The 22,420-nt window shown below is 46.7% G+C and carries 20 protein-coding genes and 1 riboswitch; of the genes, 10 read left to right on the top strand and 10 right to left on the bottom strand.

Annotated features, from left to right (window positions below; all coding sequences use genetic code 11):
• Window positions 1-228: 228 nt before the first annotated feature.
• The 6 genes from G9G57_RS23080 to G9G57_RS23055 are packed head-to-tail and all read left to right on the top strand — an operon-like array spanning window position 229 to window position 6,950.
• The gene (locus G9G57_RS23080; protein ID WP_080902337.1) at window positions 229-1,260 is read left to right on the top strand and encodes an ABC transporter ATP-binding protein; all 1,032 of its coding nucleotides are present in this window, start codon (window positions 229-231) and stop codon (window positions 1,258-1,260) included.
• Window positions 1,238-2,164 carry an ABC transporter ATP-binding protein gene (locus tag G9G57_RS23075; RefSeq protein WP_164965598.1) on the top strand — a complete coding sequence of 309 codons (927 nt, stop codon included), beginning with the start codon at window positions 1,238-1,240 and terminating at the stop codon, window positions 2,162-2,164. The genes G9G57_RS23080 and G9G57_RS23075 overlap by 23 nt, the downstream gene beginning before the upstream one ends.
• A gap of 14 nt (window positions 2,165-2,178) precedes the next feature.
• Complete coding sequence (opp4B, locus tag G9G57_RS23070; RefSeq protein ID WP_017427175.1) at window positions 2,179-3,147, top strand: oligopeptide ABC transporter permease; 969 nt, start codon at window positions 2,179-2,181, stop codon at window positions 3,145-3,147.
• Between the two features lie 37 nt (window positions 3,148-3,184).
• Window positions 3,185-4,084 carry an ABC transporter permease gene (locus G9G57_RS23065; RefSeq protein WP_017427176.1) on the top strand — a complete coding sequence of 300 codons (900 nt, stop codon included), beginning with the start codon at window positions 3,185-3,187 and terminating at the stop codon, window positions 4,082-4,084.
• 43 nt (window positions 4,085-4,127) lie between these two features.
• Complete coding sequence (gene opp4A, locus G9G57_RS23060; RefSeq protein ID WP_164965597.1) at window positions 4,128-5,948, top strand: oligopeptide ABC transporter substrate-binding protein; 1,821 nt, start codon at window positions 4,128-4,130, stop codon at window positions 5,946-5,948.
• Window positions 5,949-5,990: 42 nt separating this feature from the next.
• On the top strand, window positions 5,991-6,950 hold the full coding sequence (locus G9G57_RS23055; RefSeq protein ID WP_164965596.1) for a LysR family transcriptional regulator: 960 nt from the start codon (window positions 5,991-5,993) through the stop codon (window positions 6,948-6,950).
• Between the two features lie 27 nt (window positions 6,951-6,977).
• Here G9G57_RS23055 and G9G57_RS23050 read toward each other — a convergent pair whose 3' ends face one another.
• The 4 genes from G9G57_RS23050 to G9G57_RS23035 form a co-directional block, all read right to left on the bottom strand.
• Complete coding sequence (locus G9G57_RS23050) at window positions 6,978-7,628, bottom strand: amino acid ABC transporter permease (RefSeq protein ID WP_017427179.1); 651 nt, start codon at window positions 7,626-7,628, stop codon at window positions 6,978-6,980.
• Between the two features lie 14 nt (window positions 7,629-7,642).
• Window positions 7,643-8,302: an amino acid ABC transporter permease gene (locus G9G57_RS23045; protein ID WP_017427180.1), complete on the bottom strand. Its 660-nt coding sequence runs from the start codon at window positions 8,300-8,302 to the stop codon at window positions 7,643-7,645.
• A 71-nt stretch (window positions 8,303-8,373) separates the two neighbouring features.
• Window positions 8,374-9,204 carry a transporter substrate-binding domain-containing protein gene (locus G9G57_RS23040; RefSeq protein WP_016818859.1) on the bottom strand — a complete coding sequence of 277 codons (831 nt, stop codon included), beginning with the start codon at window positions 9,202-9,204 and terminating at the stop codon, window positions 8,374-8,376.
• 42 nt (window positions 9,205-9,246) lie between these two features.
• Window positions 9,247-9,984, bottom strand: a complete 738-nt coding sequence (locus G9G57_RS23035) for an amino acid ABC transporter ATP-binding protein (RefSeq protein ID WP_017427181.1) — start codon at window positions 9,982-9,984, stop codon at window positions 9,247-9,249.
• Window positions 9,985-10,311: 327 nt separating this feature from the next.
• On the opposite strand from G9G57_RS23035, the gene G9G57_RS23030 reads away from it, so the two are divergent.
• Entirely contained in the window at window positions 10,312-10,779 is a 468-nt protein-coding gene (locus G9G57_RS23030; RefSeq protein ID WP_016818857.1) for a cupin domain-containing protein, read from the top strand.
• A gap of 89 nt (window positions 10,780-10,868) precedes the next feature.
• Here the strand turns inward: G9G57_RS23030 and G9G57_RS23025 are convergent, their stop codons facing one another.
• From G9G57_RS23025 to G9G57_RS23015, 3 genes are all read right to left on the bottom strand, one after another.
• Window positions 10,869-11,534, bottom strand: a complete 666-nt coding sequence (locus G9G57_RS23025; RefSeq protein WP_017427182.1) for a class D sortase — start codon at window positions 11,532-11,534, stop codon at window positions 10,869-10,871.
• A gap of 112 nt (window positions 11,535-11,646) precedes the next feature.
• Window positions 11,647-15,195, bottom strand: coding sequence for an LPXTG cell wall anchor domain-containing protein (locus tag G9G57_RS23020; RefSeq protein WP_164965595.1), 3,549 nt, complete (start codon window positions 15,193-15,195; stop codon window positions 11,647-11,649).
• Between the two features lie 235 nt (window positions 15,196-15,430).
• A riboswitch (cyclic di-GMP riboswitch) is annotated at window positions 15,431-15,511 on the bottom strand.
• 50 nt (window positions 15,512-15,561) lie between these two features.
• Window positions 15,562-16,443: an AraC family transcriptional regulator gene (locus G9G57_RS23015; protein ID WP_164965594.1), complete on the bottom strand. Its 882-nt coding sequence runs from the start codon at window positions 16,441-16,443 to the stop codon at window positions 15,562-15,564.
• A 594-nt stretch (window positions 16,444-17,037) separates the two neighbouring features.
• Here G9G57_RS23015 and G9G57_RS23010 point away from each other — a divergent pair.
• Entirely contained in the window at window positions 17,038-18,294 is a 1,257-nt protein-coding gene (locus G9G57_RS23010) for a DUF445 domain-containing protein (protein ID WP_016818853.1), read from the top strand.
• Window positions 18,295-18,327: 33 nt separating this feature from the next.
• Complete coding sequence (locus G9G57_RS23005) at window positions 18,328-18,708, top strand: TIGR02328 family protein (protein WP_016818852.1); 381 nt, start codon at window positions 18,328-18,330, stop codon at window positions 18,706-18,708.
• 99 nt (window positions 18,709-18,807) lie between these two features.
• Here the strand turns inward: G9G57_RS23005 and G9G57_RS23000 are convergent, their stop codons facing one another.
• Window positions 18,808-19,482 carry an NAD(P)H-dependent oxidoreductase gene (locus tag G9G57_RS23000; protein ID WP_017427185.1) on the bottom strand — a complete coding sequence of 225 codons (675 nt, stop codon included), beginning with the start codon at window positions 19,480-19,482 and terminating at the stop codon, window positions 18,808-18,810.
• 184 nt (window positions 19,483-19,666) lie between these two features.
• Between G9G57_RS23000 and G9G57_RS22995 the strand changes: the two genes are divergently transcribed.
• The gene (locus G9G57_RS22995; RefSeq protein ID WP_017427186.1) at window positions 19,667-20,077 is read left to right on the top strand and encodes a winged helix-turn-helix transcriptional regulator; all 411 of its coding nucleotides are present in this window, start codon (window positions 19,667-19,669) and stop codon (window positions 20,075-20,077) included.
• A gap of 69 nt (window positions 20,078-20,146) precedes the next feature.
• Here G9G57_RS22995 and G9G57_RS22990 read toward each other — a convergent pair whose 3' ends face one another.
• Both G9G57_RS22990 and G9G57_RS22985 read right to left on the bottom strand, forming a co-directional pair.
• On the bottom strand, window positions 20,147-21,394 hold the full coding sequence (locus G9G57_RS22990; protein WP_017427187.1) for a stalk domain-containing protein: 1,248 nt from the start codon (window positions 21,392-21,394) through the stop codon (window positions 20,147-20,149).
• Window positions 21,395-21,642: 248 nt separating this feature from the next.
• Window positions 21,643-22,392 carry a YcnI family copper-binding membrane protein gene (locus tag G9G57_RS22985; protein ID WP_017427188.1) on the bottom strand — a complete coding sequence of 250 codons (750 nt, stop codon included), beginning with the start codon at window positions 22,390-22,392 and terminating at the stop codon, window positions 21,643-21,645.
• Between the last annotated feature and the right edge of the window lie 28 nt (window positions 22,393-22,420).

The raw sequence follows: 22,420 nt of genomic DNA, 5'->3' as shown, positions 1-22,420 counted from the left end.
TGGTTATTTTATTACATTTTGTGCCAGGAAGGTCGCGCTACGGCTGGATCATTGATTTTTTAAATGATGTTGATAGCATAATCTTAATTGATATATCCATATACTGGTGATAGGATGTATTCAAATTATTCCGACAAAAACGGTATGTAATGTTTGTGGAAGGTTTTAACATCAAACATGGTGAGAATAAGCAGGACAAGACCATGGAGAATGGAGGAAGCGCGCGCATTGAATATCGAACCTGTGTTGGAGATTAAAGGATTATCCGTATCTTTTCGTATCAACGATCAATACCACCCGGCAGTCGATCATCTGGATCTGACGGTCAACCCCAATGAAGTGCTGGCTGTAGTCGGAGAATCCGGTTGTGGCAAAAGCGCGCTGGCGCTTTCCATCCCACAATTGCATGACATGGAGCGGACACGTGTCGAAGGAAAGGTTCTTTTTAAAGGCACGGATCTGATCCGTCTCTCCTCAGGGCAAATGAATAAAATCCGCGGAGCGGGCATTGGCATGATCTTTCAGGACCCGCTGACAGCACTGAACCCGTTAATGAGCATTGGCAAGCAGATCGAGGAAAATCTCGATTATCATACGTCCCTATCTACGAAGCAAAAAAGGGAACGTGTACTGGAGCTACTGGAAAGCGTGGATATACCCAACCCCGTACGTGTGTATGAACAGTATCCACATGAACTTTCAGGAGGGATGCGCCAGCGTGTGATGATCGCGATTGCCATAGCTTGCCGACCCTCACTTATTATTGCAGATGAGCCGACGACTGCGCTCGATGTAACCATTCAATCGCAAATTCTTGACTTGCTCAAACAGCTTCAACAGGAGACTGGAAGCGGAATTATTCTGATTACGCACGATCTTGGCGTTGTGGCCGAAGTAGCTGACCGTGTGGTGGTCATGTATGCCGGAGAAATCGTGGAAAGCGCTGATGTTTTTGAATTATTCCGGCATCCACAGCATCCGTATACGCGTTCCTTGCTAGCCTCCATGCCGGGATCGCATACCAAGGGAGAATCGCTGCATGTCATTGGTGGCATTGTTCCCTCATTGCAAGATATTCCTCGCAATAGCTGTCGCTTTGCTTCGCGTATTCCCTGGATTCAGCAGAGAATGCATGAAGACCATCCCCGATTAAAAGAAATTTCCCCCGGCCATTGGGTCCGCTGTACATGTTACCAGCATTTTCATTTTGAAGACGAAACAAAGGGAGAGGCTGCTCATGGCACTACTGGAGCTAAATGATTTGAAGGTTCATTATCCGGTGCGCGGTGGTTTTTTCCAGCGTGTTGTTGATCAGGTAAAAGCAGTGGATGGCGTGTCGATCAGCATAGAGGCAGGCCAAACATATGGGCTAGTGGGAGAATCCGGCTGCGGAAAAACGACGACAGGCAGGACGATTATCGGCCTGAATAAGCTGACGAGCGGACAGATTATTTTTAATGGAAAGGACCTTGCGGCTTTGAGTCGGAATAATCGCCATCCGCTGCGTAGAGACATTCAGATGATTTTTCAGGACCCCTATTCTTCGCTTAACCCGCGCAAGCGCGTATTGGATGTCATTGCTGAACCGCTGCGGAACTTTGAAAGGCTGAGTGATGAGGAAGAGCGGCGAAAAGTGCAGATGCTGCTGGAAAAGGTCGGCTTGAACGCTGATGCGGCCTACAAATATCCGCATGAATTTTCCGGAGGCCAGCGGCAACGGATCGGGATTGCGCGTGCGCTGACATTAAATCCAAAACTGATTATTGCTGATGAACCGGTATCGGCGCTTGATGTTTCTGTGCAGGCACAGGTGCTTAATTTTATGAAGGATGTGCAGCGAGAGTTCAAATTGACGTATTTGTTCATTAGTCATGACCTGGGTATTATCCGCCATATGTGTGACCAAATCGGCATCATGTACCGAGGTCGCTTAGTGGAACAGGGAAGCGAGCAGGACATTTATGAGCGTCCACAGCATTTGTATACCCAGCGGCTTATTGCCACCATTCCCAGTATTGATCCTGCGAAGCGGCTAGAAAATGCTCGAAAAAGGCAGAAGCTTTTATCCTCTTACAAGTCAGAGCTGCCCAAACATTTAGATACGAGTGGAAAGCCGTTCGCACTAAAATCAGTAAGTCCATCCCATCAAGTCGCGCTACCTTAAGGGAGGTACAGAATATGTGGAAATTTACAATGCGTCGACTGCTGGTTATGATCCCTCAACTTTTTGCACTGAGTGTGCTTATATTTTTCCTAGCTAAGGCTATGCCAGGGGATGCCCTGACAGGGCTCATCACTTCAACACCCAATCTGAATCCGGCTGCACTGGAAGAACAGCGGCAAAAACTGGGACTCAATGACCCGGTGTGGGTGCAATATGGGAACTGGCTCGTCCAGCTTGCTCATGGGGATCTGGGCAAATCTTATGTACATAAAATTAGCGTTACCGACTTGATTGGCAGTCGTTTGGGGAACACGTTCTTTCTGGGTGTAGTGATTCTGGTTCTGACGTATCTGATCGCCATTCCGCTGGGAGTACTCAGTGGTCGGTATCAGCATAGTCTGCTGGATAAAACCGTGGTGGGGTATACCTATCTCAGCTTTGCAACACCTCTGTTTATACTCGCGTTGCTGCTGCTGTACGTGTTTGGATTCAGACTTGGCTGGTTTCCAACCAGCGGCAGTGTGGATGTAGGTGTTGAACCGGGGACATGGTCATATTACGTGAATAAATCGTATCATCTCATACTACCGGCGGTTACAGGCGCATTGCTCAGTACGACGGCTACAATTCAGTATTTGCGCAATGAGGTCATTGACACACGCCTAAAGGATTTTGTGAAAACAGCACGTTCCAAGGGGGTACCCGAAGGAAAGATCTATTCCCGTCATATTTTCAAGAACTCTTTATTACCCATTGCTGCTTTTTTGGGCTACGACCTGACGGGTGTGATTGCCGGCAACATTTTCCTGGAATCTATTTTTGGTTATCCGGGATTGGGCCAGTTGTTTCTTCAGTCTATCACCCAACGGGACTTTTCAGTCGTGAACGCGCTGGTCATGATCTCCGGCTTCTTGGCACTATTAGGAACCCTTTTATCTGATGTCATCCTGAGCAAGGTCGATCCACGCATTCGAATTGAATAGCGAACAAGTCTAGAGAAAAGGAGGGGTTATGGTGTCTATGCAGGTGGAGGAGGTCTTCTCGCCGGAAATCATTCGTAAATCACCATCCAGTTGGTCTGTACTGCGTCGTGAGCTGGTACGTGACAAAATGGCCTTGATTTCCATTGGGTTTGTGGCTCTGTTCTTGATTTTTATTTATGCCTCTGTCCTGTTTGTCAATCAGGATGTAGTCACGACGGTCGATTTGGGCGCGATCCGCGAAGCTCCCGGCTCAGTGCACTGGCTGGGTACGGACCGAGCGGGCAGGGATATATTCGGCCAGTTGGTCATTGGGGCCCGCAATTCCTTTACCATTGGCTTTACGATTACTTTGTTATCCGCCGCCATTGGCTTGACGCTGGGCTTACTGGCTGGGTTTTATGGAGGAATGGTCGATAACATCATCATGCGAATCATTGATTTTATCCTAGTGCTTCCATTCTTGATGCTGGTTATCGTATTTGTCAGCATTGTGCCCAAAAGTGGCATAGGGTCCTTTATTTTCATTATGACTGCCTTTTTGTGGATTGGAAAAGCGCGCCTGATCCGGGCCAAGGTACTGTCGGAGCGGGAGCTGGACTACGTGCAGGCTTCCAAAACCCTTGGCACACCCAATTGGAAGATCATCTGGTTGGGTGTGCTGCCCAATCTCAGCTCTGTTGTGATTGTTAATCTAACGCTCAGTCTTGCAGGAAATATCGGGATTGAGACCGGGCTGTCCTATCTCGGCTTTGGCTTGCCAGAATCAACTCCAAGCTTGGGTACACTAGTGAGTTATGCCAATGACCCGGATGTATTGCAGAACAGCTGGTGGATGTGGTTGCCTGCCTCACTGCTTATATTAGTGCTGATGCTGGCGATTAATTTTATCGGTCAGGCGCTCAAACGTGCCACGGATGCCAGACAACGATTGGGTTAAACCGAAGTTCAAGGATAAGGACAACGACAAGGAGGGGTTTACAATGATTAAAAGCTGGAAAAAAGGAATTTTGCCTGTTCTATCTGCCATTTTGGTGCTTTCTTTGGCCGCATGCAGCGGCTCGCCTTCCACTTCGAGTGGAGCAAAATCGTCTAACGGTACAGGTGGGTCAGGGTCCGACAACAAGCAGGTGAATACGACTGCGCTGGCAAAGGGGGTCAAGAACGATAAACCCCCGATTAAGGGCGGCATCATCAATTATGCACTCGTGTCCGACACCCCTTTTGAAGGTATTCTGAATCCTGTATTTTATGATGGAAATCCGGATTTTGAAGTCTTCCAGTTTTTCTACCCTTCCATGTTTTCGATTGATTCCAATCTGAATATTGACGATAAAGGAGCGGCGACGATTTCCTTTTCCGCAGATAATAAGGCGGTGACTGTCAAAATTGATCCCAAACTGAACTGGACAGATGGTAATCCCGTAACGGCAGAGGACTATGCCTTTTCCTATGAAGTGATCGGTAACAAAGACTACGAAGGTCCGCGTTATGATAGTTTTATGACCAACATTGTAGGGATGGAAGATTATCACGCCGGCAAGACCAAAACCATTTCTGGCATCAAGGTGCTGAATGAGAAAGAGGTTACCATTCATTTTAAGGAACCTAATCCTTCGGTAAAGTCAGGACTCTGGTCCACACCACTGGAGAAGAAGGTGTTCCAGAACATTCCTGTGAAGGACATGGCCGGATCTGATCCTGTCCGTAAACATCCGATTGGCTATGGGCCATTCAAAATTAAATCTATGGTCACAGGTGAATCTGTAGAATTCGTCAAAAATGAAGATTATTTCCGCGGTGCGCCCAAGTTGGATGGCCTTCATCTGAAGGTGGTGAATCCGAATGTCATTACCGAGGCGTTGAAAAGCGGAGAAATCGACTGGGCCAGCTATCCGACCACCCGTTACAATGAGGCCAGTAATCCGAAAAATGTACAGTTTCTCGGTCAGGAGGAATTGTCTTATAGCTATGTAGGCTTTAAGCTGGGCAAATTCGATCAGGCCAAGAGTCTGAATATCATGGACCCGAACGCCAAGTTGGCGAACAAGTCATTACGTCAGGCCCTTGGCTACGCGCTGAATAATGAGCAGGTTGGCAAGCAGCTCTATCATGGGCTTCGGACTCCTGCGACATCCCTGATCCCGCCCGCCTTCAAGGGATACCATGATGTGAATGCGAAGGGCATTGCGTATGATCCAGACAAGGCGAAAAAGCTGCTGGACGAGGCAGGATATGTGGACACCAATGGAGATGGATACCGTGAGGACCCTAAAGGTAAGGAACTGGTGCTCCATTATGCAGCAATGAGCGGGGATGCGACAGCTGAATCGCTGGCGAAGTTTTATTTGCAAAATTGGAAGGATGTCGGGCTTCATGTCGAACTGGTGGACGGTCGTCTGCTTGAGTTCAATTCTTTCTATGACCGTGTGCAGAAGGATGACCCTGGCATTGATATTTTTGGCGGCGCATGGAGTACGGGTACAGATGTAGACCCTAGTGGGCTGTATGGACGCGGAGCCAGCTTTAACTACTCGCGCTTTACCAGTGAAGAGAATGATAAGCTGTTGCAGGAAGGGGTGTCTGTGAAAGCCTTTGACGACAATTATCGTAAAGATATATACAACCAGTGGCAGGCGTATATGAGCGAGGAGGCGCCCATTGTACCGACGTTATTCCGTTATTCGCTGGAGGCAGTGAATAATCGGGTAGCCAATTACGATATTACCCGTGGCAAGGAGTACGATGCAGACGTGTTTGCGAATATTACGTTGACTTCGGAAAAAGCAGAAGTAGATCAATAATCTAAAAAAAGCGCAATAACCTGCGAAGAAGCGCGAACCGGAATGATCCGATCTCGCGCTTCTTTTGACCTGTCCATGCAAACATTCTTGGATTTTCGAAGGGAGAGAAGGAAGACGGAAATACGTCAGCTTCAATACTTCATTGCCGTATGCGAGGAACTGCATTTTACGAAGGCTTCGGAAAAGATCGGTATCTCTCAACCCACACTTAGCTTACAAATTAAGGCGCTGGAGGAGGAACTGGGCATGACGCTCTTTGACCGCGCAGGCAAGAAAATTAAAATGACAGATGCCGGTAAACTGCTGCTACAACACAGTGCCCATGCGCTCAAGGGGTTACAGCAAGCAAAGGCATCCATTGAGGAGCTGCGTACCGAGCAACGTGGAAGTTTACGGATTGGTATCGCATTACCTGAGCTGGAGGAGCCTTTGCAAAAGATGCTTGCCCATTTTCATCGGTCATTTCCTAAAATCAGCTTGCACATCTGCCCATCCTTTGATGTAACAGAACAGCTGCTGGATAACCGTGTGGATGTTGGCATCACCCTACACTCGGGTACAGATGAAAGGCTTGTCCGGCTTCCTCTTCGCACAGAGAACTACTGTCTTATTGTCCCGGTAAACCATGCATTTTCCAACCGTTCTTCCATTATGCTGGACGAATTGAGGCATGTACCCTGGGCGATGCAGCCAGAATGCCATCCCGGCAGGAAGCTGATTGAGAAATGCTTTCGTGATCGCGGGTATCCCTTTGCAACCGTCTTGGAAACCAATTCTATAGCTTCAATCCTGCGCTGGGTGCAGGAGGAACTTGCCGTAACCTTACAGACGAAGTCTCTTGCGGCCGAACTGGATCGTTCGCATTTTTGCACGGTGCCTATTTTGCGTGGTGCGCCTCAAGGACAGCTAGAGTTGATTTATCGAGCTGACCGTTACCAGGGAGAAGCAGTGAAACGATTGATAGATAAGATACAAGCTGTGCTGACAGAGCGCTCCAACTAATGGCAACCGTGATGAGTATCACAAGCCTTAATGTGTACGAACCTCCAACCTGCGTGCAATCAGTGACATACTGTAATTAACGGCAAAGTACAGGAAAGCAGCGAACAGCAGAGCTGGAATGACAAAGGATTGATTTTGTCCACCGACGATCTGAATGTTATGCGTCAGCTCCGGCAAACTGATAATGACAGCCAGTGACGTATCCTTAAATAGGGAAATGAACTGGCTGACAATCGGGGGCACCATGCGACGAAGCGCTTGGGGCAGAATGATATGCCATAAGGTTTGAGAATAGCTTAGACCGGAGGAACGTGCGGCTTCCACCTGTCCTTTATGGACCGAATTCAGACCACTGCGCACAATCTCGGCGATCATGGCTCCCTCGAAGATTGACAGTCCTGTGATGGCTGCCCACTTGAGGGAAATTGAAAATCCGATGGATGGCAAAACCATGCCGATGAAGAAAATAATGAGCAATAAGGGCAGATTGCGAATCAGATCAATGATAAAGGCTGCAACCTGTGAGAGCACAGGTAAGCGGGTATAGCGCAGAATGCCGAATACGATACCAAGAGCGAAGCTGAATATGATAGAGTAAATGGCGACTTCCAGCGTGAGCAGGAAGCCCTCCAGTATAAAACGCACATTAGGCCATGCAAACAATCCACCGAAATCCATACGGGCTTCCCTCCTTAGGATGTTTTGGACAAGCGTCGCTCCATAAATAACACGAGAAAGCTGAGCGGAACCGTCAATACAAGATACAGCAGCGCCGTGATCGCATAGACTGTGATGGGCAGGAAGGTATCCGAGTTAATGAGATCCGAGTAATACATGAGATCCAGTCCGGCCACAATGGCCAGCACGGAAGAGTTTTTGACCAGATTGATGAATTGGTTGCCGATTGCAGGCAGTACAATTTTGATGGCTTGCGGTAAAATAATGCTGATCATCGTCTGGTTGTAATTCAACCCGGAGGATATTGCCGCTTCAAATTGTCCTTTGGGTACAGATTGAATGCCGGCACGTATAGCTTCTGCAATGAAAGAGGCTGTGTACACAGTCAATCCAAGCGTTCCAGATACAAAGCCATCCAAGGGGATGCCCAAAGTGGGAAGACCGAGATAAAAAAACAGTACGACAATCAGCAATGGAATATTGCGGATGACCTCTACATAGACAGTACCGATCCAGTTTAGCCATTTAAAAGGTGCAATTCGGAAGATGGCAATGATAGCGCCCAGAATAAAGCTTCCGATCAAGGCAATAACACTAGCTTGAACGGTATGAAGCAAGCCCTCTCTAAAACGGTCGCCATGATCGAGAAGTACGTTGATATCAAAAGTAAGCATCTACGGGTATACCTCCTTATCCAGAGCTAAGAAAGGAAGGAGCACGCAATCGCGGCTCCTTCACAAGATCATTATTCGGGTTTAACCCCAAGCCATTGCTCATGCAGCTTATCGTATTCACCATTGCTTTTCAGTTCCTTGATCGTATCATTAATGGCTTGCAGCAGTTCGGTTTGTCCCTTCTTCACTGCGATACCGTAAGGTTCCTCTGTGAAGTTCCCGCCTACTAGGGTATAATTCGGATCTTGCTGCTGCATGCCAAGCAGAATAGAGTTATCGGTCGTCAGCGCTTGCCCTTTACCTGCCTTGAGGGCGTTGAAGGCATCCTGATAGTTTTCAAACTCTAAAATCGTTGCTTTAGGCGCTTTTTCGCGGATATTTTTTGCGGAGGTAGAGCCTTTAACAGCGAGCACCTTGGTATCGGGAGTCAGGGACTCCAGACCTGTGATCGGGCTTCCCTTTTTCACAAGCAGGGATTGCCCTGCATTAAAGTAGACATCGCTGAAATCGACCTGTTTTTTGCGTTCATCCGAAATGGTCATCGTGGCGATAATAGCGTCGATGTCCCCATTTTGCAGTAAGGTGATTCGTGTTTTGGACGTGACTTCCTTGAGCTCAAGCTTGGTTTCATCACCAAAAATATGCTTGGCTACAGCCTTGGCGATGTCGATATCAAAGCCCTCGACCTTCCCGCTAGCCGGGTCTTTTAGTCCGAACAACTTGGTATCGTACTTCACCCCAATGACCAGCTTGCCACGCTGTTTGATGGCTTCCAGCCCGTTGGAAGCTGCTGCCTCATTTCCTGACGTTGTTGCTTCTTGCTTGCCTCCACAGCCTGCCAAGACGAGCAGACAGGATAATGCAACCAGCACCAAAGTACTCCACTGAAATCTTTTTCTCATCAAGATGATCCCCTTTCGATTTTTATTCCATTAATAGTCTGTTTAATGATGAATCAGACGGCTCAGGAACAGGCGAGCCCGTTCTTCACCCGGATTCTGAAAAAACTCAGCAGGTTGGCTATCTTCCAGGATCTGTCCTTTGTCCATAAAAATCACGCGGTCTGCCACTTCACGGGCAAAGCCCATTTCATGAGTGACGATGACCATCGTGATGCCCTGATGGGCAAGCGAGCGCATGACATCCAGCACCTCTCCGATGGTTTCGGGGTCCAGGGCTGAAGTAGGCTCGTCAAACAGCATAATTTTCGGATTCATCGCGAGTCCACGGGCGATCGCCACCCGCTGCTGCTGTCCACCGGACAATTGGGCGGGGTAGCTCTGTGCCTTTTCCTCGATTCCGACACGCTTCAGATAGGTGAGGGCTGTTTGAATAGCTTCTTCTTTCGGGATGCCCAGTACCTTCATCGGTGCCAGTACAATGTTCTCAATCACCTTTTTATGGGGGTAGAGATTGAAATGTTGGAATACCATCCCGATATTGCGACGGAAGGCATTAATATCAATCTTTTTGTCATGCACAGGGACATCGTTAACGATTAGCTCCCCATCGGATATCGTTTCCAGACGATTGATGCAGCGAAGCAGGGTGCTTTTACCTGAGCCGGAGGGACCGATGATGACAACGACCTCGCCCTCCTTAATCTGAAGATTGATGTCTTTAAGTACATGAAAGTGACCATAATGCTTGTTGACATTGCGAAAATGGATCAGAGAGCTCACCCCTTTTTTGACTTGAATACATCGCTTAGTAGACGACTGACATGATTAAGCTCTATTAGAATTTCAAAATTTCTCTCATGATACTATAAGCTTACAATAAAAAACAAGATTTTATGTCAATAAACTTTACGTAAAATATGTTTTTGAATGTATTTTTACTAGTTTTCTGTTATTTTTATGATGAAAACGAGTATGGATCCACAATTTAATGTTATTAAATCTTACATAGTTTGTTGACCTTCGACATGCAGAGGGAGAAACGTGACAAAAGCAGCGCTATGTTTTACAGTAGGGGAGAAGGAATTTAGGGTAAAGGAAGGATAGACAATGACGAAAGCTATTTCACCGCTAGTCACGGCATTGGGCATGGAGCCCCATCCAGAAGGCGGCTGGTACAAAGAGATGTGGAAGGCCAATTTTCAAATTCCGAAGCCTGTACTGCCGGATGTGTACTCCGGTCCGCGCTTTGCAGCTTCGTCTACGTATTTCTTGCTGCATCCGGGTGAGTTCTCCGAGTGGCATGTGGTCCATTCTGATGAGCTGTGGCTATACCATAGCGGAAGTCCTATAGAGCTAAAATTGGGTGGAAGTGGAGAAGAACCTGGCGAAGAAACGGTCATTATCGTTGGTGCAGATGTGGAGGCAGGACAACATCCACAAGCACTCGTACCAGGAACAGTATGGCAAACGGCACGTCCGCTGGGGGATGAGCCTGTGCTGGTAACCTGTGTTGTTGCACCAGGATTCCACTTTGATGATTTCAAGCTGATTGCCAAGAATTCAACTGAAGCATGATGTGAACTATGGCGGGTGTATTTCTGTAAACGAGCAGGAATAGCCCGCCTGATTTATTTTATCCATAGGAATGGGCGATTTAGCTAGGTTTAGGTGCTTAACTTGGCTTGAACAATGAGATGATGGGTGGGATTCACGAGAGGGTCGCATGTAATTAGCGTGAGCAGCTTATGGTTTTTGAAGCTTTTCAGAACAGACACGTCCATTGGATCGACTACCTTTATGCTGTAAACTTTATACATATACTGGCTACCTTGAGCGTTAACAACAATTTTATCTCCAATCTTCAGTTCATGAAGACGATTAAATAAACGTCCGGGAGTACGGGCTCGATGAGCAGCAATAGCAGCATTCCCCACTTGTCCCAGCTTTCCCGTTTCCGGCATATGTACTGCCGCATATTTCATGTTTTTCCTCGTTGCGCCTTCCAACACAGGGAGCTTTAAAGCAATACGACTTATGCTAATAGTGGCTATAGGAGTTTGTTCATTAACGCTGGCATTGGGAGCGGGGGATGGAAAGGCATGTTGCCGTGCCTCACTAACCGGAGCTTCCGCTACCCGAGTGGACAAGCGAGCATAGCTGTCTGCAAGACTAGAAGGCAATACCGAATTGCTTTTTTCTAGTGATAACTCCGCTGCTTGTAACAGCTTGTGTTGTTCTCGATCCTCATTCCATTCGGTCGCTTTAGGAAACAAAATAAAGAGTAAGCCCAACCCAATAAACAGATATGAAAGTTTACGCAGATTCAGCAATCTCATCTCCCCTAAGCAATGTACGGATGATACATACTTTGAAAAAAAAAGCCCCATTTCCGTCTCATTCCACTCGGGAATGAGACGGAAGATCAGGGCAGGTAGATTGCATTTATTTTTTGTTTGTCCGTCTAAATTTCAAAAATACGCCGCTTATAATCATGGCGATGCCTGCCAAATAAAACGGAACGGGGCTACTTTCTCCTGTTTGGGGCAACTGATGCACCGCAGGTGGCTCCTCTGGCACTTTCTCTGGATCATGGAGACGGATTTTAGGTTTGGGCTCGTCGTTCGGCTCCACTGGAGGAGACGGATCTTGATGAGGCATGACGGCTGGTGGTTCAGGCAGTGCTTTGGGTTCCTCCCGGGCTGCTGGCGGCGGTGTGGGTGCGGGTTCCTCCCGTGGAGGGACAATGTCCTCCGAAGGCCTTGGCAGTGACGGAGGAACGGTTATAGATGGTGTCACGGGCACCTCGGGATCTTTATCATGTTTTTTCCCGGAGCCTCCTGCTGGGGGAGACGGCTCTGGGTGGGTAGGTGTGCCTGGGTCTACAGGTGTTTCGGGTTCGTTTTTCTTTTCTTTACGATTGGTGATCACAACCTTCTTTATGCCAGAGCTTTGTTGGAGTGCTGCGTCTATTCTGATCTCAAGTTTACCCTCTGTTATTTCATACCCCTCCGGTGCTGCCAATTCTTCCAAAATGTAATCGTCATGAAGCAAGGAGGAAAAGATGATTTTGCCTTCCGCATTGGTCGTTTGTATAAGCGGTACTCTTTTTTGTCCCTTATCATAGAGCGCAAACCGGGCGCCAGGCAGTACTCTGTCGGGAGCATCCTGATCCACCTTGGTCAGTTCAAGAGTTTCGGTTACGCCCCCACCAGAACCGGAGCCAGAAGACGTCCGTACGATGATTTCCTGACTGGTTTCCCGCAGTTCTGTCGTCAAACGATCTCCTGCAAAAGCAACCTTGTTGCTCACCTTAGCTTTATCCTCAGCATGAATGAACGATTGATATTCAAGAATAAAAGCAGTGGAAATATCCTTGGCAAAAGTAAGCTCAAAAGTTTGCTGGCCCTGAGTGTCTGTCTTGATGTGAAGCCAGTAATCTCGGTTTTTGATTAATTCGGTGCCCTTGGTGGTATTTCCATTGGCAGCCATGATTGTAGAGTATAAATGGAAGGAATCTTCAATTAAGATTTGGTTGCTGCTAGGCTGATCGACTATTTTAGCGTTGGACACATGTGATTGTCCTTCATTGATACGAATGCTCCAGTCGATCTTATTTCCATTTTGTGCGCCGGCCTTAGACACATATTCCCCGCCATGAGGTACCGTAACTTGGGCTGCCCAATCGGAGACGGTTTTTTGTCCATCCAGTAGAAGAGCGCGATTATGAATTTCCTTTTCAATCAATTCTCCTTCCAATGAAGCTTGAAAGGTAATCCAGTACGGAGTCTGTATCGGCTTCTTGAACTGGATACGCAATTCATTACCATTTTGCTCAGTGGGGAGGATCGTCGTATATTGATCTGCCGGGATTTCAGCCCCTTTTTGTACGCCATCCCACCATCCCAGCAAGGTCATATCGTATACTTTTACGGAGCCAGGCAGTAACCTCTGACCTTGCAATAAGACATCTCTCACTTCCGCATGATTCAGGATCTTGCGATTATAGTTGGCTTTAATATCCCAGGTAATGAGTTTGGAGCTCGCATCATAGCTTCCTTGCTTGGCCCCGTTCCGTTGTGTCATAAAGTCCGGCCAGATCGGGCATTCCACCTCATGCGACGATGTTTCACCATTTTCATACTGATAATCTATAAAGGATTTGTTGCGAAATTCGGGCTTCGTCGTATCTGTTTTCCAGTCATTATTATAGATGGTTGAATATTTGATCGTATAAGCTTTCTGAATCGTTTTATGAAAGATAAGTGTAAACCCTTGTTTATAGTCCGCTGATCGTGGAACTAGCTCATAATCCATGGGCGCGAGTAGTTCCGTTGTACCGTCAACACTTTGAATTTTCAGGGTGTCGGGCAACAAGGCGAGGCCCCCATTAGGGAACACATCCTTAATGACAATATTTTTCATGGTGTATGAGTCTGTATTAATGGTGATCACCCAAGGTATGACTTTCGTGTTGTAATTGGGCGTGTCATACATTTTAGTCATAACTCCGCTTGTGATTTCCGTCGATATGATCTTCTGGGTTCCATCTGTGGTGATGATGTTTGTAACTTTTTCATCTTCATAGACGCGGCCTCTAGCCTGGGTCTGATATCGGATGGTATAGGCTGAATCTACGTCGAAGTTGAATTGAAGTTTGAAGCCGTTACGGTCGGGATAGTCAACCGGGATGACGGTGTACGCCCACGATGGAAGCTCCTCCAGTGTATTTCCCTTAAATACTTTCAAAGAACCGGGCAGCAATTTTTGAGTTTTGTTGAAATGATCAATTAAAAGGGCTTTGGCTTCGGGGATTTTTGTCTCGCCAAAGTTATATCTTATGGCCCACGAGAGTGTTTGTGTGGCATGATCATACTTTTCAACTTTTTTGGACAAAAATTCACCACGCTCCACCTGAACTGTAGCGGTGGCAGCAACGTTATCTATCGCATCCCCTGAAAGCGTCGCTGTGTTGGAAAAGCGAGTTTCGTTGCCAGTAATGCGGGTGGAGTATTGGATCTGATAGGCAGTGCTAATGCTAGCATCTTGAAAACGAATTGCAAATCCGGTCCCGGCTTGATCCGATTCAATGGCGTATTTACTCGCATTCACTAGGTCTTTGACAACGGTCGTGCCATCGATATTGACTTGCAGATGATAGAGTCGGATAGAGCCTCTCACGAGTTCCAGTCCTGAAGGAGTTGGATCAGTAATGAGGGCGTGTTTAACGGTGTTTAGCTGTTTGTTCACATCAATGGCCCAGTCGATCTGGTGGGTGCCATTTATTTTTCCTTGCTTGCTTAAGGTTGGCCCTGACTGGGGCTTCACATTTACGATGACCGTTTGAACCCCGCCTTTAATTGGAATCGCAATGATGACTTCTGTGCTGCCTTTCACCGTTTCTTTTGTGAATTCGGTTTTAATTTGCAGTTTGCCGCTGACATGGGAATGGTTCTCTACATATTGGTTAAAGGTCATGATGACCTTACCCTGACGATCTACTGTAAAGAACCCCACGGTCCCGTCTGTAGTCACTAGCGGAGATGAGATATCAGTGTAGATGACAAACTGTTCTGGTAAGTGAAAGGTGAAGGTATCCCCTGCTTTATAAGTATCGTCAGGAAGCTCCCATTCATAGCCAAGTTGGATGGCTGATCCAATGTCGAACGTACTACCTGGATTATATACCGCATCAATGACACGTCCGGCTTCGTCCGTTAGACTCAACTTCGTTAGTATACTCTGGGGAGCTGCTTCCTTTTGAGACTTTGAATGAGCTGCTCCTTGCACGGAAGGGACAGTGTTTGGCGGAACCTCCTTAGGGGGTTCAGGGTTTGGGACCGCATATACAGCATCCGTAACGGTTGTAGGATCGGATACAGCACTGTGCGGCAGTTCAGGGGCAGGAGGATCTGCGTAAGCCAGTGTGGTGCTGAAAAAGCTTTGGACAATGAGCAATAAGGCAATAATCATGACATTTATTTTGGTTCCCATGCTCCAAGTGATTCTCCTATTCATCGTAATATGGCAAGCTTCGGCGGTTATGTTGTGTTATATTGTTTTCCTTCCCTCCTCCTAGTTCGAAATTAGTATATTCAGCATGCTAGGTTGACATGACTACCCCAACAGAAAAAAACCTTGATCATAGTGATCAAGGTTTTTTCTTCGAGAGAGGTATAGCAATTTTGTGATGGAGCTATGTAAAAAGGCATAATAAAAAGCTCGTTCACCTGGTAACTGGCTGCCATCCGAGTAGGAAGGCCCTATAGTTTTGCGTCACTGTCTTTCGACAGCTTTGCCATTAGCTTGAATAGCTTGTGCGTCTATCGTCTATCAAACGGAGTACAGGAGACCTCCTATTTACAGTTTGGAGCGGTTTCCCCATTTTTTACGGAAGGAATGAGGTGTTTCCCCTACATGTTCCTTGAATAGGTTGATAAAATGGCTCGTATTGGGAATCCCAACGTACCTTGCGATATCCACAATGGATATGTCACTGGTTTTAAGCCATCCCTGAGCGGCTGTGATCCGGACATTAATGAGATAATCAATTGGAGAAAATCCAATCTGTTTTTTGAAATTTTTAGCAAGATTAAATTTGTTTAGGTTGAACATGTCTGCCAGCGAGTCCAGCGTAATTCGCTCACAGTAGGACTGGTCCAAATACTGCTGCACCTGACGTACTTCGCTGAGTGTTCCAGCATTTACATACCGATGATCATAAGGATGCTGCAAAATATACGTCAGTATTTCACCAATGAGTCTGGACGTTAGTAGCTCGCCGGAAAGGCTTCGATCAGACTGCCCGTAGATTAGAGCATGCAGCTTGTCCAATATAACATATGGATTGTGCAGGGATATTACCGGTTTATTATGCTTGGCAAATTGTTCGTAAAAATGTTCGATCAGGTTGCCGTACAGGTATAAGCTGATAAACTCCCAGGCTTCATCACCGGAGGTGCTATATTGTAAATATTCATCGCAATTAATAAAAAACAAATCATGAGGCTTTAAAATATATTTCTTGTCCCGGTACAGTAATTCTCCCTTACCAGACAGCGTAAAAACAAGCAAAAAGGAGGTGAGTTCTTTCCTTTCTATTGTAAAATCAGAGGTTTTTTGGAAATAGCCTAATTCCTGAATATATAAAAGGGATTGCTTGGCAAAAGCGGAGGGAGTGCGCACAATTACGACAGGTTCGCCGTTCCAGAGGCCCTCGATGTTTTTTTGGTCTGTTGTCATATTCAATTCCTTTACAAAAAAGCAATTTTATCTAGCTTATCTTGGTTTGATGTACCAATATATAATGGCTGATTAAACATGATTTACTATTTAATAAAAGTTTATTTTATCACATTAAATATGTCTATATATCAAAATTTGTGTTTGAGCTTTATAGAAGCCTCGCTTCTTATGGATATTCAACCTGGTTATCCGTATAAAAGGTCGAATATTGTTGAAAGAATTCTGAGGTCATCATGGATTCAAATCCTTTCCGGGGTCAAATATAGGATAGTGTTGAAAAAAATATCTTACATGCCCATTCAACTTTTCCATTCACTTCTCCTTTCGGTTTACGAAATTTAGGACTTGGTTCTGATAAAATGGTTCGTAAGGCTTATTATTGAAAATGAGATTTTGGACCCAGTGTTGTGATTTGGTTCACGAACATGAATGTAAAAAAGAGAGATATATGCATAAAAAATTACGCAAAAAATGTCCTTATGTGTTGAATTATAAGTGCTCTCAACTTTGGAAATTACACAGGCAATGATATGATGGGTAATATATGTATAGTTGCTTAACTTATCGATAGTCAGTTTGGAGGATTACAGGATGGAAAAACCCAAAAATACGAAAACCGCAGCGGCTTGGTCGCTCGTTATTCTAGGGGCAGGCTTTGCAGCCACCGTGCCCTTCCAGCAATATGGCTGGGCTCGATTGTTAGCCGGAGCCTTTGAGGCAGGACTTGTAGGGGGACTGGCAGACTGGTTCGCTGTCACAGCATTGTTCCGTCATCCGCTAGGCATCCCGATACCACATACGGCGCTTCTCCCTAAAAATAGGGACAAGCTCACGAATGCATTGGTGAATACGGTGGAAAATAACTTGCTGAACAAAGACAGCATTGCTTCTAAAATCGCGGACATTCGTTTGGCGGAGCTGATGCTGGGCGGTGTGGAAAAAGGATTGCGTACACCAGAAGCAGCAGCATCGATAGATGTGCTCGCCAAGCGGCTCGTCCAGTCGCTCCCGCTCGCGGAATTGGCTCCGATTATCGTGGCTGAGATCAAGCGACAGGTGACGGACATCGATGCCGGACCACTACTGGAGGCGCTTGCCCGCCAATCCAGTGAGAAGGGCTATGATATTCGTGCACTGGATTACACGCTGGAGCAGGCGGAATCCTGGCTTTTGCGACCGGAAACAGGCTATACACTTGGCACCTTAGGGATGCAGGCTGTCAGTGGTTTGCAGGTGAGCGGGCTGATGCAATTTGCCTTGAACGCCTTCCTCGGCTATCTGAACGAAGAGCGCATGGGTGAAATGATTCGTCATTTCCTGCTGGATCAGGTAGCAGAGCTGCAAAGGGAAGAGCATCCGCGCCGTCTGGCAGTGATCGACGGTCTAAGAACACAGGTGACCCGATTGGCAACGAAGGATACGGTTCAGGAAGGGCTGAACGGCTGGAAGGATAGCCTTATTGAAGCTTGGGAAGGCGAAGCGTCCGTGCTCGGTAAAATGGAAGAGCTTCGTACCCGCTTATTGAACTATATGGAAGACGAAGACTATGTGCCGACCTACATTTTACCGTTACTGGATCGGATGCTGGCTGATTTAAGAGGGAATACCGAATTGCTGGACAAAATTAATGCACGAATCGTGGAAGGAATTACTAGTCTCGTGGAAGCCAATCATAGCCGGATTGGTAACCTGGTGCGCGAAAATGTAGACAAAATGGATAACAAATCCCTGATTGCACTGATGGAGGACAAACTGGGACAGGATTTGCAGTGGATACGTATTAACGGCGCAGTAACAGGCTTCCTGATCGGTATTGTACTGACAGGTATCCGTATGCTAATCCAATAATACAGAAAAAGCTACAGATAAGGTTGTGGAAGCATGAGGCTTTGGCATGAACAATTGATTGGCAAGCTGCCCCGTCCCCAACTGTTGGGACAACATCGTGAGTGTTGTGCCCTGCGGGGGAACGGGTGGGGAAAGCCACACGCCACAGTGAATTATGTGTTCGACTATCACCCCATGCTGCTGGTACGCTATCATAAGCTCATTATGGACGAAATGAAAAGCAGAGGATACAATGTTGATCCACTATGGGAACAGCCATTGTATCGTGGTAAGCAGTGTGAACCTTGGGAAGCGGAGCTAGGCGAGGAACTGGCAGGCGCGGACGCATATGTGGAGCATGATGACGAATATATGAAGGAGTGCCTGGATAACCTGGCTTCCAAAGGAATTTTAATAGAGATTGAAGTGATCTAAAAAAGCGGGCTGCGGTGTGTTCATCATTCAGATGAAGCGCCGTAAGCCCGCTTTTTAGATGCTTTAATGTCCAAGGTTTGGAAGGGTATGAGTCGCAGGTTACAGGACCCAACGTGTAACTTTCTCCAGTGGTTGTCTGGATTTTTCCCGCTTGGGTTCATGAGCACGATAACCGAAGGCAGCGATGACTGAAATATCCAGCAGCCCGTCCTCCAGCAGGCCTTCTTCCTCCAAAATGGCATGCACCTGATCATAGTTAAAGCCTTCAATCGGGCAGGAATCAATGCCGATCTGAGCTGCCGCTGTCATCATATTACCTAAGGCAATATAAGTTTGCTTGGAGGCCCAGTCGAATAACGTGCGTTCGTTTTCCAGCAGGCGTTGGTTTTCACCTTGGAAAATCTTATAGCGGCCTGGTAGGGAGGCAAAGTCTTCGTCAGACATACCCTTCACCTCTTTATACATGTACTCCACGTAAGGTGAATCATAACGGACATCCTTACGTGCCAAAATCAAAACGACATGGCTGGCCGCTGGGATCTGCTTTTGACCACCACTGGAAACCGCAGCCAGTTTTTCTCTCAATGCCTGATTTTGTACGACTACAAACTGCCAAGGTTCAAATCCTACGGAGCTTGGGGAAAGTCGTCCAGTTTCGAGAATGAATTGAAAATCCTCCTCCGGTATGATGCGATTAGGGTCGAATTCTTTCGTGGCATGTCTGAATAGAAAGGCATCCAGAATTTCCTGTTTTTTATCTGATGTATTGGACATGAAATGTACTCCTTTAGATTTGGGTTTAGTTGGTGCTCCATTGGTTTTCTGCTACTATAATGAGAGTTGATATCGAATATATAGTCATCATATAGAAAGTTTTTTGCGGGAACAAGTACGCACATATTTGTACCTTGTAGGTCTGGGGCTATTAGTCTACAACCTGTAGAAAGAAGGGGAATACATGGCACAGGAGATGGAACATACAGTTAGCGTTAATTTTGGGTGTCCTGTCGCGACAACTGTTGGGATTATAGGCGGCAAATGGAAGGGGGGCATCTTGTATCATTTGACCACAGGACCACGGCGCTATAATGAAATTCGACGGACCCTCCCTAATATTACACAGCGGATGCTAACCTTGCAGTTGCGCGAATTGGAGCGTGATGGCATTGTGCACCGTGAAATTTATAACGAGAACCCACCGCGTGTGGAGTACTCGCTTACCCCGTTGGGAGATACGCTAAGACCGTTGCTGGATTTTATGAGAGACTGGGGTGTCTTCTACGGAGAACAGGGTTGCGAGCCTGTGGCGACAACTTCCAAGTCAGGCAAGCATTTTGCTAAAATAGACATGAAAAAAGCCCACCGATGATTTCATAGCAGACGCATGAGAATCATTAGCGGGCGGAATAAGAACGGGATATCTTTATAAAATATAATCTTATTTAAACTCGATGGCTTCGTTCATCTGTGCCCAGGCTGTTTCTCCGATGATGCCCAGACGCCAGATCGCGATTCCTTTGAGGTCATAACGTTTGGCTAAACCGATCTTGGCGTTAACGGTGCTGCCTTTTTCGCTACCCATTGAAATTCCCAAAATGAGCTTATCCCGCGAGGTTTCCTTCAACGCCAGTTTTATGGCTTCGTCCACTTTATCTAGTGGCTCAGGCGTAGATTTTTGTCCGTAATCATAGGCCATGATGATCAGATCGTCCGCCAGATTACCCAGCGTCTTGTAATCATAACCAGTGTAAGAGCTATTCAGCGGATGCAGAACGACGGTGAGCTTGAGTCCCGCTTGATGCGCTTTGGCCGATAACTTTTTAATAAAAGCGTTGTAATCAGAACGAGCTTTGGCCTTATCGCCGCTCCAGCCTAATCCTTCAAGATCTAACGTAATGCCCTTGAACTGCTTATCGGTGGCAGTGCTGACGATTTGGGAAATGGTTTGTTCTTGAAGCTGCGTATTTTCCAAAACCTTGGTTAGCTCATGATTACCGTCTACAGAATAAACCATCAGGTAAGGGGAAGTCCCCTGGCTATCTGCTTCTTGTAGAATAGACTCAGGCGTTACAGCTCCAGCGGCTTGAGGCCATTTATATTCTTTGCCGGTCGTCGTGAACTGTCCGTTTGTATCAATTCGGCTCCAGCCGAAGGCAACGGCATTAAAATTCGGTATTTTGGATTTTTGGTCAAAGGAAGACAGCGCATAGAAGCCTACAGTATACATAGCTTCACGTGGCGATGTAATAGAGACTGTCCGTGTTCCCTGATTCCAGTTGACTGTGGCTCCAAACTGTTGCCCGAAAAAGCCCAGCGGAATCATCGTGCTGCCGCGCACGGTTTGCGGTGCGGCTGTTAGTTGAACGGTTTGTCCGTCTACTGTGGCATTGCGGCTCCCCATTTTGAGAACCACCTGCTTGGTTGCATTGCCTTGTGCTTTGGTAGCGGTGATGCTTTGGCTGGCTTGATCCCATTTCACTGTAATGCCCAGAGCCTCAGAAATTGCGCGAAAGGGAACCATCGTCGTGCCGTTCATCATGGCAGGCTGTACAGGGAACGGCAATGGATATCCGTCCAGCATGATGCTGATCTTACCCGCATCCGCTTGTGCCATAGGGCTATAGATTCCCGCTGCGGTACTCAGAAGGATAACGCTAGATAACAAAGCCTTATTTACGATTTTCATCCTATGATCTCCTATGCTCAATAGATTGCAATGCTATCATGTTAGAATCGTGAGGTTTCTACCATTTTACCAAAAAAATGATAGATAGGTGAATGTGAAATGATAGGATGAGATAAATCTGAGTATTTGTTTAAGCTGAATAGTATAAGAAAAACATCGTTATTTTTCATATAAAAAAAGCTGACACCTTTTAAAACGGTGTCAGCCTTTTCTTTTTAAAACAGTTTTATATTTTATTGTAACCCAGATTATTTGCGGCGTTTGAGTGCAATGCCGACAGCTACGGCACCAAGAACGACTGCAATGATCGAGAGGACAAGTGCTGTGGTTTGTGTAGCAGAGCTGGCTGGAGCAGAAGCAGCAGGGGCAGCCTCAGCAGCATTGTCCGAGGTAGGTGCGGTGCTGCTGCTATCTTTAGCCGTATCTGTGTTTGCATGACCCTCTGCGGTGCCTGCCGAATCATGTCCGCTGTCTGCGGCAGGAGCAGGAGTTTCCGGTGTGGCATCCGCCGTGATTGTAGTAATGGAATGAGGATTGTTACTTCCTTCATCGCCTGTCCATTCCACAATACTTCCGTCACTGTAATATTGGAAGGCGTCCCAGGCTGCTGCAGTATTCTGATCTGCATTTTGTGCTACAAAGCTGAACCGTTGGTACTGACCCGCTTGGATTCCGTCTTTTTCGGACGTCCAGGTGACGGTAGTTATTTTGCCAGAGCTGTCTTTTTCGGTGGCTACCTTCCATTCCGGTACTGGCTCGTATTGTTTGAAAACGACCTCTTTGGGAATTTTCAAGGCCACTTTAGTGGTTGGAATGTTTTTTTCCACAGGCACTTTCAACGTGTACGTTTCCCACGCATTAGGTTGTGAAACGGAAGGCTTGACCGTCACATGCGCACTGGCCATACCTGCAAAAAGCAAGGCACCAGCCGCAATTAAACCCATGGAAGTTGCTAACCTGGAAAACCTGGATTTTGCTGTTTGAATCGTTGTATTCATATTTATTTCGCTCCTTTTAAGAATAAGA

The sequence above is a fragment of the Paenibacillus sp. EKM211P genome, from assembly GCF_011066175.1.
Lineage (GTDB): Bacteria > Bacillota > Bacilli > Paenibacillales > Paenibacillaceae > Paenibacillus > Paenibacillus polymyxa.
This window is presented reverse-complemented; position numbering and strand designations above follow the sequence as displayed.

Excerpts from the sequence above, each read along its gene's own strand:
- G9G57_RS23075 (WP_164965598.1), top strand. The coding sequence starts at position 1,238 with ATGGCACTACTGGAGCTAAATGATTTGAAGGTTCATTATCCGGTGCGC.
- opp4B (WP_017427175.1), top strand. The coding sequence starts at position 2,179 with ATGTGGAAATTTACAATGCGTCGACTGCTGGTTATGATCCCTCAACTT.
- G9G57_RS23065 (WP_017427176.1), top strand. The coding sequence starts at position 3,185 with ATGCAGGTGGAGGAGGTCTTCTCGCCGGAAATCATTCGTAAATCACCA.
- opp4A (WP_164965597.1), top strand. The coding sequence starts at position 4,128 with ATGATTAAAAGCTGGAAAAAAGGAATTTTGCCTGTTCTATCTGCCATT.
- G9G57_RS23055 (WP_164965596.1), top strand. The coding sequence starts at position 5,991 with ATGATCCGATCTCGCGCTTCTTTTGACCTGTCCATGCAAACATTCTTG.
- G9G57_RS23050 (WP_017427179.1), bottom strand. The coding sequence starts at position 7,628 with ATGGATTTCGGTGGATTGTTTGCATGGCCTAATGTGCGTTTTATACTG.
- G9G57_RS23045 (WP_017427180.1), bottom strand. The coding sequence starts at position 8,302 with ATGCTTACTTTTGATATCAACGTACTTCTCGATCATGGCGACCGTTTT.
- G9G57_RS23040 (WP_016818859.1), bottom strand. The coding sequence starts at position 9,204 with ATGAGAAAAAGATTTCAGTGGAGTACTTTGGTGCTGGTTGCATTATCC.
- G9G57_RS23030 (WP_016818857.1), top strand. The coding sequence starts at position 10,312 with ATGACGAAAGCTATTTCACCGCTAGTCACGGCATTGGGCATGGAGCCC.
- G9G57_RS23020 (WP_164965595.1), bottom strand. The coding sequence starts at position 15,195 with ATGGGAACCAAAATAAATGTCATGATTATTGCCTTATTGCTCATTGTC.
- G9G57_RS23015 (WP_164965594.1), bottom strand. The coding sequence starts at position 16,443 with ATGACAACAGACCAAAAAAACATCGAGGGCCTCTGGAACGGCGAACCT.
- G9G57_RS23010 (WP_016818853.1), top strand. The coding sequence starts at position 17,038 with ATGGAAAAACCCAAAAATACGAAAACCGCAGCGGCTTGGTCGCTCGTT.
- G9G57_RS23005 (WP_016818852.1), top strand. The coding sequence starts at position 18,328 with ATGAGGCTTTGGCATGAACAATTGATTGGCAAGCTGCCCCGTCCCCAA.
- G9G57_RS23000 (WP_017427185.1), bottom strand. The coding sequence starts at position 19,482 with ATGTCCAATACATCAGATAAAAAACAGGAAATTCTGGATGCCTTTCTA.
- G9G57_RS22995 (WP_017427186.1), top strand. The coding sequence starts at position 19,667 with ATGGCACAGGAGATGGAACATACAGTTAGCGTTAATTTTGGGTGTCCT.
- G9G57_RS22990 (WP_017427187.1), bottom strand. The coding sequence starts at position 21,394 with ATGAAAATCGTAAATAAGGCTTTGTTATCTAGCGTTATCCTTCTGAGT.
- G9G57_RS22985 (WP_017427188.1), bottom strand. The coding sequence starts at position 22,392 with ATGAATACAACGATTCAAACAGCAAAATCCAGGTTTTCCAGGTTAGCA.